General features: G+C 44.9%; 11 protein-coding genes. 5 read left to right on the top strand and 6 right to left on the bottom strand.

Annotated elements, in window-relative coordinates; translation table 11 throughout:
- Positions 1–40: 40 nt before the first annotated feature.
- From NO992_RS09280 to NO992_RS09290, 3 genes are all read right to left on the bottom strand, one after another.
- Positions 41–1,924 (bottom strand): hypothetical protein, encoded by a 1,884-nt coding sequence (locus NO992_RS09280; RefSeq protein WP_371376345.1) that lies wholly within the window; start codon positions 1,922–1,924, stop codon positions 41–43.
- 137 nt (positions 1,925–2,061) lie between these two features.
- A complete protein-coding gene (locus NO992_RS09285; RefSeq protein ID WP_371376348.1) occupies positions 2,062–4,494 on the bottom strand; it encodes a YbcC family protein in 2,433 nt (810 codons plus the stop codon).
- Positions 4,494–6,062, bottom strand: coding sequence for an NADH-quinone oxidoreductase subunit L (locus NO992_RS09290; RefSeq protein WP_371376351.1), 1,569 nt, complete (start codon positions 6,060–6,062; stop codon positions 4,494–4,496). Before NO992_RS09290 ends, NO992_RS09285 begins: the two co-directional genes overlap by 1 nt.
- 110 nt (positions 6,063–6,172) lie before the next feature.
- Here NO992_RS09290 and NO992_RS09295 point away from each other — a divergent pair, with 110 nt between their 5' ends.
- Positions 6,173–7,066: a LysR family transcriptional regulator gene (locus NO992_RS09295; protein ID WP_010605720.1), complete on the top strand. Its 894-nt coding sequence runs from the start codon at positions 6,173–6,175 to the stop codon at positions 7,064–7,066.
- Positions 7,067–7,230: 164 nt separating this feature from the next.
- Positions 7,231–8,850 (top strand): DUF342 domain-containing protein, encoded by a 1,620-nt coding sequence (locus NO992_RS09300; RefSeq protein WP_371376354.1) that lies wholly within the window; start codon positions 7,231–7,233, stop codon positions 8,848–8,850.
- 12 nt (positions 8,851–8,862) lie between these two features.
- Here the strand turns inward: NO992_RS09300 and mutM are convergent, their stop codons facing one another.
- Together mutM and NO992_RS09310 are read right to left on the bottom strand one after the other, a co-directional pair.
- Positions 8,863–9,672, bottom strand: a complete 810-nt coding sequence (gene mutM / locus NO992_RS09305; RefSeq protein ID WP_039494310.1) for a bifunctional DNA-formamidopyrimidine glycosylase/DNA-(apurinic or apyrimidinic site) lyase — start codon at positions 9,670–9,672, stop codon at positions 8,863–8,865.
- A gap of 31 nt (positions 9,673–9,703) precedes the next feature.
- Complete coding sequence (locus tag NO992_RS09310) at positions 9,704–10,189, bottom strand: hypothetical protein (protein ID WP_371376357.1); 486 nt, start codon at positions 10,187–10,189, stop codon at positions 9,704–9,706.
- 207 nt (positions 10,190–10,396) lie between these two features.
- Between NO992_RS09310 and NO992_RS09315 the strand changes: the two genes are divergently transcribed.
- From NO992_RS09315 to NO992_RS09325, 3 genes are all read left to right on the top strand, one after another.
- Positions 10,397–11,320, top strand: a complete 924-nt coding sequence (locus NO992_RS09315; protein ID WP_305776888.1) for a manganese-dependent inorganic pyrophosphatase — start codon at positions 10,397–10,399, stop codon at positions 11,318–11,320.
- A 35-nt stretch (positions 11,321–11,355) separates the two neighbouring features.
- On the top strand, positions 11,356–12,036 hold the full coding sequence (locus tag NO992_RS09320) for a helix-turn-helix transcriptional regulator (protein ID WP_371376360.1): 681 nt from the start codon (positions 11,356–11,358) through the stop codon (positions 12,034–12,036).
- Positions 12,037–12,099: 63 nt separating this feature from the next.
- Entirely contained in the window at positions 12,100–12,801 is a 702-nt protein-coding gene (locus tag NO992_RS09325) for a transglutaminase family protein (RefSeq protein ID WP_371376363.1), read from the top strand.
- 57 nt (positions 12,802–12,858) lie between these two features.
- Here NO992_RS09325 and NO992_RS09330 read toward each other — a convergent pair whose 3' ends face one another.
- Positions 12,859–13,902, bottom strand: coding sequence for a sensor domain-containing diguanylate cyclase (locus tag NO992_RS09330; protein ID WP_253104323.1), 1,044 nt, complete (start codon positions 13,900–13,902; stop codon positions 12,859–12,861).
- Positions 13,903–13,956: the final 54 nt, after the last annotated feature.

Raw genomic sequence — 13,956 nt, forward strand, 5'->3', positions numbered from 1 at the left:
AACCTCAACAAAAACGCCACCCGAGGGTGGCACTTGTCTTTTACTCTTCTTTATTTTCGAGTGCTTCTTCTCGGCGTAGATAAGCACCGGCTTCATCACTACTTGCACGCAGTTGGTGGTTTTGATCCACCGCTCTCGTTTGCTGATTGAGTTGGTACACTTGTGAGGCATTGCCTAAATCACGCTCGCTGGTAATTGCGGCGATGGATTCTCGGTCTTTTAAGAAGCTAATCACATCTTTACGGATGTCGCTTAGCTGTGCATCGTCTTTATGCATTTCTAAAATATGTCTTGGGTGCTCTAGGTTTTTCATGCCCGTTGCAGCGAAGGTCGTTGATACTATTCTCGACACCACTACCCAAGGGGTAATACTGCTGCGTACTAGCGTATTTTCAGAGCGTGTGGAATCGTGAATGCCAGTACCTGTTGATATTTTAGACTCAGTAAATGTCCCTTCACATTTAAAATAAACCAGCAGAGATTCAAATTGCATCTCGGCATAGAATACGTGTGCAGCATTGGTTAGCATTGATGCAAACGATTTAATCAATAGGCCACTTAGCAGTAAATGTACGGCTACCATCACAACGGCGCTGAATGACGCGATGTTTTCTTCGCTGAAGGCACTAGAAAAATTACTGATATTGGCGCTCGTTACATAGTGGTAAATATCTACTACGGCATAAGCAAAAAAGACGCTTAATCCAAGGGTTACTAGCAGCAGTAAGTTACCACCAAGCAAGGATAAAAACCTAAAGCGTTCAAACGATTTACCTAAATCTAGGGGTAGGACTTTAGGTTGTACTTCTTGGATCATTTCGCCTTTAAAGCCACCTTTACCATCAACTTGTTCTTGCAAGCTGGGATCTAGCTCACGATAAACTCGGTTTGGTACTTCTTTATAACGGCGATTAGCCATCACCAAGTTGTCGAGGTTAATAAATATCTCGTTTGGATGTACTGATTCTTGCCAGTTCTCTCTTAACTCAGACACTTCAACCACTGGGTTTACTTTGTCTAAACGCGCTTTAAGCATAACAGCAATAATGGCGCTACAGCCAAGTGCAAGCACGATAACGCCAGTGAGATAAGCCCAAGTATGAAGACTAGGCAACGGCGCAAAAAAGAGCTCAATATCGGCTTTACTTAACTTTCCTTCATCCATGATGTAAGACAAGGTTAGGCCTATTAGGATTGGTAGCACAAAAGAGAGCGAAATCACTTTAGTGAGGGTAGCACTCCCCAAAGATTCAATGGCATGTTCCGCTTTGCGTGAAATCGGTTTAGCCGCGCTATACCAACATGACAAAATATATATCATCAGTAAGGTGCTATAGATTGGAAAAGTAAGCTCACCAGCATCACCGGCAAAGCCAGAAAGCGATACAAACGCCACCACACCATAAAGCACAAGTGCGGTTAATGTACTCACCCATGCACCAAATAAGCGTTGGCTCATATTTCTGATCGGGTAAGGGAGAAAGAGTAATTTAGGTGCAATGCTGTGAAGTAAACGCGATAAGAATCCCTTAGGCTCTACAAACGTGCTGTTCTTTCGGCCAATCAACATTTCTTCTAGCGTTTTAGCACGGTAAGCCACATCAGCCTTTTCTTGCTGGGCAGTTGAAGTTTCTGACTTACTGAAATTATAAGCTAAAGAGGTGGGATGGTTACGACCCACAAAAAAGCGCAGTGTTGCATATATTCCTTTTGCAAGAGAAGTGATCCCAAGGCCTAAAATCAACATGCCAAATAGCATGATGATCCAACCCATACCCGCATCGCTCTTAACGGAGCTGGCGGCAATCACCAGTAATGCAATTCCAGCAATAGTTTGTATTGCACCACGAATAGCAGTGATTTTACCTTCCGTTTTAAATGGGTTTTTAAGCCCTAAATCAATAGAGCCATAATCAAAAGCCACTAGCAGCCTCCTTGTATAAACAGTCCAATGTCGGTGGCTAGGAGGTCGTCTAGTTTACGCAGCGTCCAGCCACACCTTTCAATTTCTGCAATACTCTGCACAATAACTTGTTAAGTTGCAACGAGTTTCGTTTGAAATCAAAGAAGTTCCCACTTCCTATTATCAAATCGTCTAACTTCGTTACAATTAGGCGAAATAGACAGAAGATAAAGCCACTCGTTTTCTACCAATTGTTTTACAACTGGGTGTGCTGCCATGATTTGCTCTAGTGCTTCGGTTGGTGCTTGTACAATTACGCTCAAACGCTGTGGGGTATGCATCCATTTTTCACCGTTATGAACGGATTGCATTGGCAGGCCAATTCGCAAATCTCCGCCATTGCCTTCAAACACTCCTATTCTCCCCCCCACTACATTATGCAACACCTTGTTACCACTGCCGTATTTGTGGATATCGGTTACCGAAGCGTTATATTGCATATTGATCCAGTTAGTGACGAGCATAGGGGCGGTTAAAATAGCAGTTAACTGACTAAAGTCTTGGTCTTGCTCCGCGCTGTATTCATGCAAAAAGACTCGGCCTTGCAAGTCAACACCCTGCGTAACTTGTCTCGGCGCGACCACAAATGCTGCATTGTTGGCAAGGCCCCATTCCGGCCTGACTTGAGACCAATCTTTAGTACGGGCTATAAATCGCTGCTCTAATTGCTGCTCAGATAATTCTTTACCAGTTATCACGAGTGCATGAGCGCGCTCTACTCGAGCCAGATGCGCTGCCTGCTTTAACCAGCGGGTTATCTCTGTATCTATTTCGCCATAGGGGGTAATTGTTTCAGTGGTGGTATTATGTAGCGCTGCAACAAAACGGGTTTGCGACGGAATAGCGATGCCTAGCGCGATTAATTCTGCGCGTACCGCTTGGTCATTAAGAAGTTGCGCGAGTACTTTAACATTCACTTCTCCCGATTGGCCGCCACATGCACCACATTGCAGTCCGGCTTCATGTAAATTATTGGTGGTATGTGCTCCGTGGCCAACCAATAGGACTGTATCAGCAAATTCAGTCAGTCCCATCCCTTTTAATATGCCAGCTGCGAGTTTAGCTTGCTCCAAAACAGTAACTTCGTGTTCGCCCTGTTTTAATTGCCACTTTCTTGAATCAATATGACTATCGACGGGATGATGAGTTTTTTGCAGTGAAAACACTTTGCTAAATAGCTGATAAAAGTAACTCATCCCCATCGACTCCACCATCGAAAATGAAGCAGCCGCAGAGTGAGACCAGCTATGCCAACGGCCAGCTTGTTGGCGTTTTGTGGCAAGGTGCTGGGGTGCTGGCGTTTGTATCGCGGTGATTGGTGCTTTTAACAATCCGGGTAACTGTGGCCGACTAAAACGGCAGTTAGTCGCATGATAATCAATCGGTAGGCCAAAAAAACCAGCATAGCCTATGGTTTGAATGCCTGCGTTTTGAGTTTCTAACGCACGGCGGATCACCTCTGAGCGCACATCAATACAAAAAGCCGCTTGTAAGGTTGGTGTAGCTTGCTCACGAGCCTCCTCAGATTTTACCTGCTGAGTCTTTAGCTGCCCCACTAAAGTGACTTGATAACTGAGCTCGAGTGCCCGCTGAAATACTAGGCGCGGCAACAATGCCTTTTTATGTTCAATCACAATCTCAGCAAGTTGCAGCTTTTGCTTGTTCCAATGGTATTGAATACGGGTAAAGGTCGTTGGATGGCGCTCACTCACATAACGCCAAATCACCAGCTCCCACGCCATTCGAATTGCCAATAGCGCACGCATATCGGAAGCTGGATGCTGGGCAAGATCTGCTTGCCAGCGTTCGTAAGCCGCCCAAGATGCCCAACCATTAATGTCTAGCAGTAGCATGTGCGCATAATCACTCAGCTCATTAAAACCAATCTCTAAGGTGTCGACAGCGAGTGCAATTAAAGACTCAGGAGACGTTGGCAAAGCCTTAAAGTAATCCACTAAGCCCGACTCCCCCATGACGATGCTTATCCCCAAGTCTCGCGATACGGTTTCATGCCAGTGGCGATACAAACAGAGTTTATCCTCACCTTGGGTTTGTTTGAGAATAGGCTGCACCTGCTGATAATGCGCGGCGCAAAATTGGCTAATTTGGTGGCTGATCTCCTCCTGCCATGGCATCTTATGCTCAGAGCGATAACGGTCAAGTAAGTCCGCTAATGTATGCCAATGTGGCAACTCGCCGCAGTGACTTTTTTTGAGCCAATTAAGTAGCGCATTGGTGCTGCGATCCACCGCGTAATGTGCCGCAGATTGCTGCAATGCTTGCTCTGAAATCGCCTCTTGCTGCCATTTTTCAAGATAAAATGCCACGGGCATCAGCATTCTAACCTGTGCCAACGCACTCATTTTATTGACCACCGCATCAAAGGGCAGATCGCGCATTCCCCAAAATGGATTCACTGCGATCAATTGATCGAGTGGCCAAGTTGGCGCAATGCGTGTTTCAGCACTCAGGAGTTGTTGCTGTTGCGGCTTAGATAGCTGAGTCTGTTTGTTGTCTTGTGTCTCTATCATTACTTCTGCTCCTCGTGCCCCGCAGCATAGCGATGAATGGCTAGGTGTTTCTGCTTTTTAATACTTGGCAAATGGACGGGCCAAAGTAATATGGTTAATCGCGTCATCCACTCGTCTAAGTACAGGCCGGCATACAACACTCGAGAGAGTTTTTGCACTGTTACCAAATGTGCGCGGTAATAGAGCAAATAATTTACTACGATAAGTACCACTACTAAGCTGAGCAACCAAATATCAGCACCATCGAGTGCTTGCGTTCTAAGATCATTTGGTAGCGCGACCACCAAGTGCAATAGCCACTTTTGCGCACTATAGGCTGCCAATAACACAACGGCTGCGGTGATAATTCTAAAATAGCTACTAGGGGCTTGCGCCTCAAAACGCAGCGCTAGCCACACCGTTAATGCACCAACCATTAATCCCCAAATACTGATAGGACCTTGATATTCAATAACGACTGCAGCTACTGTAGTTAGACCAGTTGCCACGGCAAGTGCAATGAGCCATTGCCACAAGGGCGGTTCAAGTTGGTCGCTCAAGCGACGAGTCAAATCTTCATGGATCCACTGGCTTGAGTTTAAAAATGCATGAGCCTTGTAGGCTGAATGGGCTAATAAGTGTAGCAGCGCTAATTCATATAATCCCAAAGCACACTCCACTAGCATCAGTCCCATTTGCGCACAGGTTGACCAAGCCAAGCGCACTTTTAAACTGATCCGCGTTGTCATGATAAGCGCGGCCAATAATGTCGTTATTCCTGCCACGATCAAGATCAGCCATTTCGCAGCTTCTACGCGTAAAATCAAAGGGCCAAACACCATCACCAAAAAACCACCCAAATTAATGATCCCTGCATGCAGCAGCGCACTTACCGGTGTGGGTGATTCAACCACTTGCATCAACCAGCCATGCACTGGCAGTTGCGCACACTTTATCAGTGCCACAATTGCAAGTAAGCCAGCTGCAGATTGCTCTAGCACAGTCAGTGTCGTTGCGTGAGTTAAGTAATAGTTTGTGATGTCATTAAGCTGGAGCATGCCAGTGCTGAGGTAGATACAAATAAAAGCCCCAAGCAATGCACTTTCTGCCAAGCGCGCCAAAATAAACTTTTTGTGTGCGGCCAATGCCGCTCTCGGGCGGTTAGGATAAAACAGCAGTAGACGGTGTAGGCTCAAACTAATACCGACCCAAGCCAACCAAAATAGGACTAAGTGATTACTGAGCACCACAATAGTCACGCTCAGTAATGTCGTGAGTAGATAGCGAAAATAGCGGCCTCGGTGTTTTTCACCATGTAAATAGTGAATAGAGTAACGCAGTAAAATAAAGCTCATAAAGCCAATCAATGACACCACGCTAAGCCGTAAAAAGTTTATTTCAAACAGGCTACTGGCAATATCACCTTGTGTTGCCCAACTCCCCCAGCCAAAAGCGATACAAATTGCCACACCAATAGCAAAACCGTTCGCGATACGAAATAACCCAGCGTTACTACGAGACGCTTTGCTCATGAAAGACGCAGCAATCAAAAAGTGTAATAGCAACAACACCACTAAGATATTAATCATCACTTTCTATGGTTCTCACCTAAGTCTTGAATTAGGTCATTATTCCAACCTTTTTAATTTAATAAAAATAGATATAATTTAACTATTCGTTCTGTTTTACTTATATATAGATGAGCCGACTTAATTATCACCACCTTTACTACTTTTGGCAGGTTGCTAAGCTCGGAAACCTGACTCAAGCCGCTAAAGAATTACATGTTTCGCAATCTGCGCTCTCTGCGCAAATCAAACAGTTGGAACACAATGTCGGGGTATCACTATTTGAGCGCGTAGGCCGTAACCTAATGCTGACCGATCAGGGTAAAAAGGTGTTGAGCTATGCCGATGATATTTTTACCACGGGGCAAGAGCTCGAAGCCTTGCTAAGCAAAGGCGTGCAGTCAACCACCCACGTAACTATTGGGGTGTTGACCACTCTGTCACGTAACTTTGTAGAAGCTTTTATTAGCCCTTTGATGCGGCGCAGCGATGTGCAATTTAAATTAAAGTCAGGCAGTATTTCAGAGCTACTCAACGGCTTAACCAATTATGAGCTGGATTTAGTGCTTACCAACCGAACAATAAACCTAGATACTTCAGATCCCTATTGGCAGTGCCAACTAGTTGCCAAGCAACCGCTGGCGATCATTGGTCCGCCTGCCCTCAAGCCAAGCACACCATTTCCACAAGGCTTTGAAAAAACACGCTGGATCTTGCCACCTGCCAACTCAGATTTACGCACCGCATTTAATGCACTGTGCGCTCAGTATCAGTATTTCCCCAACATTTTGGCAGAGGTCGACGATATGGCGATGATGCGACTACTGGCACGAGACAGTGGCGCGGTGGCTGTTTTACCAGCCGTAGTAGTAAAAGACGAAATAGCCCAAGGGGTGCTACAGCAATATCAGGAACTACCTAATATTTATGAGTATTTTTATGCGATTTCAACACAGAAAAAGGTTGTTCCTGAAGCGATTAAAATACTACTGCAAGAAGCGCGTGATAAGCCCGCACATTTTTAAGCGCGCTGATTTTCATTCACCTGAAAGTATTAGAAAATCACGATTTATTTCTGTTTTTTAACTTAACCCATATTAACGTAAGAAAATTGGCCTAAGCACTTGACCAATTGATGTTTATTTAGCAAGCTGAAACTATAGGATAAAAATTCGACGAGGCAGTTATCGTGTTCAAGCTTGTGCACAATGGCAATATTTTAATGGATGTGAAGTCTGCTTCACCGCCCAGTGCTGCGTTTGTGATTGAAGCCCTTGAAAAGTCACAATTTGCCGATTGCGAAATCGATCACGACTCGATTAATGCCTTTTTCCAAAGCGACTTCCCCGAGAGCCAAATTGTTGTTGCTAAACAACATGATGCTGAATTTGAAGTCACCTTAAGTGACGATAAAATGCAGGCCTTTGGGCAACTTAAAACGGCTCGTGGTGGTAAAGCGATATCATTAGAAGAAGCGAAAAAAGCCATTGTCAAAGCTGGCGTCAGTCGTGGCTATAAGCAAGCTTACCTAGAAAATATCCTGCGCAAACAATTTGAACTTCCACCAGGTGAAGAGGCATCTGGGTTAATCGCCCAAGGCCGACCACCACAAGACGGCCAGTCAGCAAAATTACTGCCGCACGTACAAACTTTAAAAGAGAGGCTCAAACAACCTAGAATGCGTGAAGATGGCACCGTTGACATGCGTGATTTTGGCAAGCTTGCAAGCGTCGCGCCGGGTGATTTACTGGTGACTCAAAAGCCCGCAACACCAGGCAAAGAAGGCTTTACAGTTAGCGGTGAAAGTATTGAAGCGAAGCCCGGCGAATCGTTCCAGCTTATGGCGGGTGAAGGCACCGAGATCAACCCCAACAACCCACTAGAGCTTATCGCAACCATTGCAGGTTGCCCCTCAGATATCGCCAACGGTATGCGCGTGGATGATGTATTTACGATTGCCGATGTCACAGTAAAAAGTGGTCATGTCGACTTTAATGGCAGCGTTGTAGTTACCCATAATGTGGAGCCGGGTATGCACGTGACTGCACAAGGCGATATCACAGTGCTCGGCACGGTGGAATCTGGAGAACTTATTGCAGGTGGTCATATTGAGGTACGAGGTGGCGTGATCGGCCATGTTGACCATCAAAATAATGAGCAAGGCTTAACCTGCAAGCTTATCGCCAAAGGCAATATTGAGATTGCCCATGGACAATATACTTACCTTGAAGGCGATAACATTATTATCAATAAGCAGAGTAACCACTGCGATATTAAAGCGCAAAAGCTGATACAAGTTGGCACTGGCGATCATCCAAGTGGCAAGTTAATAGGTGGTTCGATCATAGATGCGCAAATGGTGGTAGCGGGAGAGATTGGCAGTGAATCTGGCGCTAAGATGATGATTTATCTTGCACGCAAAGGCCTTAAAATCACCCAAGAAACCGACACCCTGTTCAAAGAAGTCGCCGCCACCAATGATTCTTTAGATCAACTACAGCAAGCGATTGAAAAAGCAGAGTTAGTAAAAGACGCAGCTAAAAAGCAACAACTCAAAACTAAAATTGGCGCAACACAGATGCACTACTGCCAGCAAGCCGAGCACCTTGAGCAAAAGCTCAGCCAGCTTGATCACGACTTACACGATTTGCTCGACAACACGAAACTTGCGGCAAACAAAGCGCTTCATTCAGGGGTTGAAATTCATATCTTTGATCGCGTGTATAAAACAACCCGCAGTTACCCCCCTTGCTCAGCAACGCTACAAGAAAACCAAGTTAAGATAGACTTTAAAACCGCAGGCTCCTAGCCTGCACTTTATTTAGCGCTGACATTTAGAGCAATACACTGTGCTGCGTTGCCCTAGACGTATTTCTTTTAATGGCGTTTCGCAACTTACGCAAGGCTCACCTTTGCGACCATACACCAACAATTCTTGAGCAAAATAACCCGGTTTACCATCACTTTGAGCAAAGTCTTTGAGTGTCGTTCCCCCTTGTTTGATAGCTGCACTTAAGGTTTCCTTGATGATCGGTGTCAGTAATTGGTAGCGTTTAAGTGAAATTTTACCTGCTTCTTTTTTGGGATGGATCCCCGCTTTAAACAAAGATTCATTGGCATAAATATTACCCACACCAACCACCACATGATTATCCATAACAAATTGTTTAATCGGCTGCTTCTTGCCTCTGCTTTTTTCAAATAAGTACTCTGCAGTAAAAAGCTCGGTCAACGGCTCAGGACCCAGCTTTTCAAAAACGCTATGATCTTCGCCTGCACCTTGCCATAAAAAAGCGCCAAAGCGACGCGGGTCATTTAATCTGAGCGACTTGCCTGAGGCCAGAATGATCTCCACATGATCATGCTTTTTTAGTGGCTCTTTGCTATCAACAACACGTAAGTTTCCTGACATCCCCAAATGCAAAATCGCAGTGCCATGCTTGGATTCGATAAGCAAATATTTTGCCCGTCGCTTAACCGCAAGCACCTTCTCACCTTCAAGCAATTGTACTTCCTCTGGTACAGGCCATCTTAGCTTACCATTGTGTACTTTTACGCTTTGGATAATATGTTGCTCTAAATACGGTTGAATGCCTAAACGGCTCACTTCGACTTCTGGTAACTCAGGCATAATTCACTCTATTACTGTGTGGTTTGTGATATTACAATTCTATCGGTAGAAATAATGCTTTGGCTTGCAAGCTATCAAGCTCAAACCAGCGCTGTTGTTGTTTATCAAATAATACAAAGCCATTATCGCTTCGATACAGTTGGTAGCTAAGGGGAAGCTCTTGAGTTGCCAGCCAAAACTGCGCAGCGCTCAGCGCTGGCTCCAATTGCCTTGGCGCCTCAACAACCAATAGCTGTAAACTTTGCCACTTGGCAACAAGCGCACGTAAGGCATCTTCACTAAAGCTCTGGTTTGAGCCTTGCGGTAACTCTATACGCCAGCTCGTGCCAATGCGTTCAATTTTATAGCCAGGAAATGCCACGGTTAAGACAAAGCTTTGCTCTGGTAGCACAGCTTGTATCTTTGCTTTGTCGTCACTGGGATTCAATTTATAGTGGAGGCCGTTGAGAAAAAAGATCATCAGTAACATGGAAAAGATCACCACGTTATTCCACGCCTTACGGCTCATTTGAATCATACCCATCTCCTAAGCGTTTGAACGGTTAGTGTATAATACTAATTTGTATTTATACATGCTCAATTAGCCCTTGCTCGCCTAGGCTATTTCGCCTAATTCAACAATCTGTCGTTACCGTCCCCTATCTACGCCAAATTGCGCATTTACACTATTTAAATGACAAGTTATTTTGCTAGAATGTGGGCAAAATTTTAAGGAGTTCCGTCAATGGCAATGTATGTAGTGGGTCATAAGATCCCTGATTCAGATTCAATCTGCGGTGCAATCGCACTTGCTTATTTAAAAAACCAAATTGGTGAAGAAGCAATCCCTACGCGTTTAGGTGAAGTCTCACCGGAGACTCAGTTTATTCTTGACCGTTTTGGTTTTGAAGCACCAGAGCTTAAGATGAGCTATGCTGGCGAAGATGTGTATATCGTTGACCACACTGAAAAAACGCAAGCACCAGACGACATCGACAAGGCAACTGTAGTTGGCGTAGTTGATCACCACAAACTAGGCGACCTTACAACCTCAACACCGCTTGAGTGTTGGATCCGCCCAGTTGGCTGTAGTAACACGATTATTAAAATGATGTACGACTTCTACGATGTAGAAATCCCGGCAAACATTGCTGGCATCATGATGTGTGCAATCCTAAGCGACACAGTCATCTTCAAATCACCAACTTGTACCACTGCGGATATCAAATGTGTTGAAGCACTTGCAAAAATCGCAGGTGTTGATGATGCTAAAGAGCTTGGCATGGAAATGTTCAAGGTGAAATCAGCAGTTGAAGACACACCAATTCGTGACCTGGTCATGCGTGATTTCAAAGACTTTAACATGAATGGCAACCTTGTTGGTATTGGCCAGCTTGAAGTGGTTGATCTTGCCGTATTTGATAAGATCAAAGATGAGCTACATGCCGATATCGCAAAATTAAAAGAGGAAGGTAATCGCCACAGTGTGATGCTACTACTTACTGATATCATGAAAGAAGGATCACAAATGCTGATCGCTTCAGATGATGAAGCGATCATCGCAAAAGCATACAACGTTGAGCCTGAAGCAAGCAAAGTATGGTTGGACGGCGTACTAAGCCGTAAAAAGCAAGTTGTACCACCATTGCAAGACGCATTCGCTGGTTAATACTGCTCGCCGAGACGAAAGTCTCGGCTGTTTTTATGCTGCACCTCACTCCGGGTATATTCGCCTCCTTTGTCAAAGACCTGAATGCCGCGCGCCATTCACATCACCTTATTCAAATTAATCTGCCCTTGGGCGACTGTATCGCGAAAATCGGTGACAAGACGCTATCTGGCCCAAGCGTAATTGCAAGTGGCGTAGAACATAGCTTAAAAATGACCTCAGGCTGGGTGATATTAGTCGAGCCAAAAAGCTTGTATGGCAAGCAACTACAAGGCAATAGCTGCGCAGCAATCAAGATAAATACCGCACCAAAGAGCAACGCCAAGCTTGCCGAGTTATTACGCGCAGTAGAGCTGACCGAACTCCCGACAACAGATTTAGATCCACGAATTGACCGTGTATTGGCGCAATTAGATGCGTGCTTTAACGCCCAAACTTGCCTGAAACCCAGTCACTTCAGCGCCAGTACAATTGCCGAGTCACTTTATCTCTCGCCAAGTCGCTTTTTACACCTGTTTACCGAGCAGGTGGGGATAGCATGGCGACCTTATGTGCTGTGGCGCAGGCTGATCTGCTCAGTTGTCGCCATACAACACGGCAACAACCTTACACAAGCAGCCATGCTTGCGGGGTTTGCAGATAGCGCCCATTTGAGCCGTACATTTAAACGGCAGTTTGGTATTACACCGACTGAGGCATTAAAAACACAAACTTAGCCAGTTTATTCAAGCTTAGTTACCTAAATTGCATCACACTGCTACCAAAATAGGAGCATAACCATGAAGCAATTTTTAGTAACTACCCCTTTAGTTGATTATCAACATTCAGCGATCCAAAGTTTAATAGAAGCAAAAGGTTGGCAGCAACTTGATACCATCACGGCAGCGGAGCAAATCTATAACTTCGTCAAAGACGACATCGAATTTGGTTATAGTGAAACAGATACACTAACTGCAAGCCAAGTGCTTAAGCAAGGTTATGGCCAGTGTAATACCAAAGGAACGTTACTGGTTGCACTGCTAAGGGCTTGTGATATTCCCACCCGAGTTCATGGATTTGAGATAGCCAACGATCTTAAGCAAGGGTTAATTCCTACCCTACTGACGTGGTTTGCTCCAAAAAGTATTATCCATAGTTGGATTGAGGTTTATTTAGAGGAGCGCTGGGTAGAGCTTGAAGGTTACATAATAGATGACGGCTACCTTAAACAGGTTCAGCAACAGTTCTCAATGGCAAAAAACTTTACAGGATTTGGTATTTCCACTCCCTGTTTGCAGCAACCCGATAATCGTTTTTCGTTAAATGGTGCATATATTCAAAAGCAAAGTATTACACGCGATCTAGGGTTTTATACAAGTCCAGATGCGCTTTATCAGCAACACAAAAATCTAACTGGCATCAAGCAATGGCTCTATGCACACTGCTTTAGACATTGGATAAACCAAAGGGTAAGGCGCGTCAGAGCCGGACGCTTCAACTAACTTGAGCGTGCAATAGCAACTTGGCTGTGATTGTGGTTGGTGTATTCAACACCACCTTTACTGCGCGGGGATCACGCAGTTGCGGCCTGCAGCTTTGGCTTGATACACCGCGTGATCAACGGCTTTTAGCGAGTGACCAAAAGGCAAATTGGTATTGACTTCGGCAACCCCAAAGCTTGATGTAATGGAGATCTTCCCTGATGGCGTAGAGATAACCGATTGCTCTATTTCTTGTCGCAGGCGCTCAGCGATCACCATCGCTGAATTTACCGGCGTGTTAGGTAACAGCACAATAAACTCTTCACCCCCTAAGCGGCACATACAATCTTCTAACCTCAAGGTATTTACACAGATCTCAGCAAAGCTTTTTAACACTAAGTCACCGGTTTCATGACCATGGTTATCGTTGATTTTTTTAAAGTGATCTATGTCTAGCATCATCATACTAAATGGATGGTCAAAGCGTGCATGACGACTGATCTCACGTTTTGCGTTATCCATTAAAAAACGTCGATTACTCAATCCAGTGAGTGGATCTTTAAACGCCATGTCAGTGAGCTGCAGCTGTAACTGCCATAACTCTTTAACCAGTAATCGGCGACTGCAGCAGTCCGCAATCATCTCCGCAAACGCGATTTCATCTTTGTGCCACGTACGTACGCCATTATTCCCCTCACAGCACACCACTCCGTGAGGAATACCATTTTTAAAGATCACCGTATCTAACATGGTTACTATGTGGTTTGGGGTTAAATAACACTCTTGAAATTCAGACGTTCTGGGATCGGCAGCAGCGTCATTCGCATCGATCGATTGACCACTGTTGATTGCAGAAAAGTAAGCGGGAAAGTTTTCATACGTTAAGGCTGGCAATTGCACAGGTAACTCATCACCCTGCCAATCTGTGTTAGCAACATTGATAAGCTCAGAAGGTTTGTCGAGATCGTCAAACAACCAAACAGAAACCCGAGTGACGTCTAAGGTAAGCTTACCTTCATCAAGTAAATCAATCAGGAAGCTTTGAAATGTTCCCGATACGTCAAGCTCCTGCGAACTGAGCCGCCGAAGCCTCTGAGTGACATTGCTAAAGTTCTTCAACATAATACGAAGATTTTATTCTTTTCTGCTAGCATAACGCGCCATAATTTTTAAGCA

Origin of the sequence: Pseudoalteromonas sp. DY56-GL79 (genome assembly GCF_041414765.1) — a bacterium.
GTDB classification, from domain to species: Bacteria; Pseudomonadota; Gammaproteobacteria; order Enterobacterales; family Alteromonadaceae; genus Pseudoalteromonas; species Pseudoalteromonas piscicida.

Bases quoted from the DNA above. Each gene is read 5' to 3' on its own strand.
- NO992_RS09285 (WP_371376348.1), bottom strand. From the start codon at position 4,494: ATGATAGAGACACAAGACAACAAACAGACTCAGCTATCTAAGCCGCAA.
- NO992_RS09290 (WP_371376351.1), bottom strand. From the start codon at position 6,062: ATGATTAATATCTTAGTGGTGTTGTTGCTATTACACTTTTTGATTGCT.
- NO992_RS09295 (WP_010605720.1), top strand. From the start codon at position 6,173: ATGAGCCGACTTAATTATCACCACCTTTACTACTTTTGGCAGGTTGCT.
- mutM (WP_039494310.1), bottom strand. From the start codon at position 9,672: ATGCCTGAGTTACCAGAAGTCGAAGTGAGCCGTTTAGGCATTCAACCG.
- NO992_RS09310 (WP_371376357.1), bottom strand. From the start codon at position 10,189: ATGATTCAAATGAGCCGTAAGGCGTGGAATAACGTGGTGATCTTTTCC.
- NO992_RS09315 (WP_305776888.1), top strand. From the start codon at position 10,397: ATGGCAATGTATGTAGTGGGTCATAAGATCCCTGATTCAGATTCAATC.
- NO992_RS09320 (WP_371376360.1), top strand. From the start codon at position 11,356: ATGCTGCACCTCACTCCGGGTATATTCGCCTCCTTTGTCAAAGACCTG.
- NO992_RS09325 (WP_371376363.1), top strand. From the start codon at position 12,100: ATGAAGCAATTTTTAGTAACTACCCCTTTAGTTGATTATCAACATTCA.
- NO992_RS09330 (WP_253104323.1), bottom strand. From the start codon at position 13,902: ATGTTGAAGAACTTTAGCAATGTCACTCAGAGGCTTCGGCGGCTCAGT.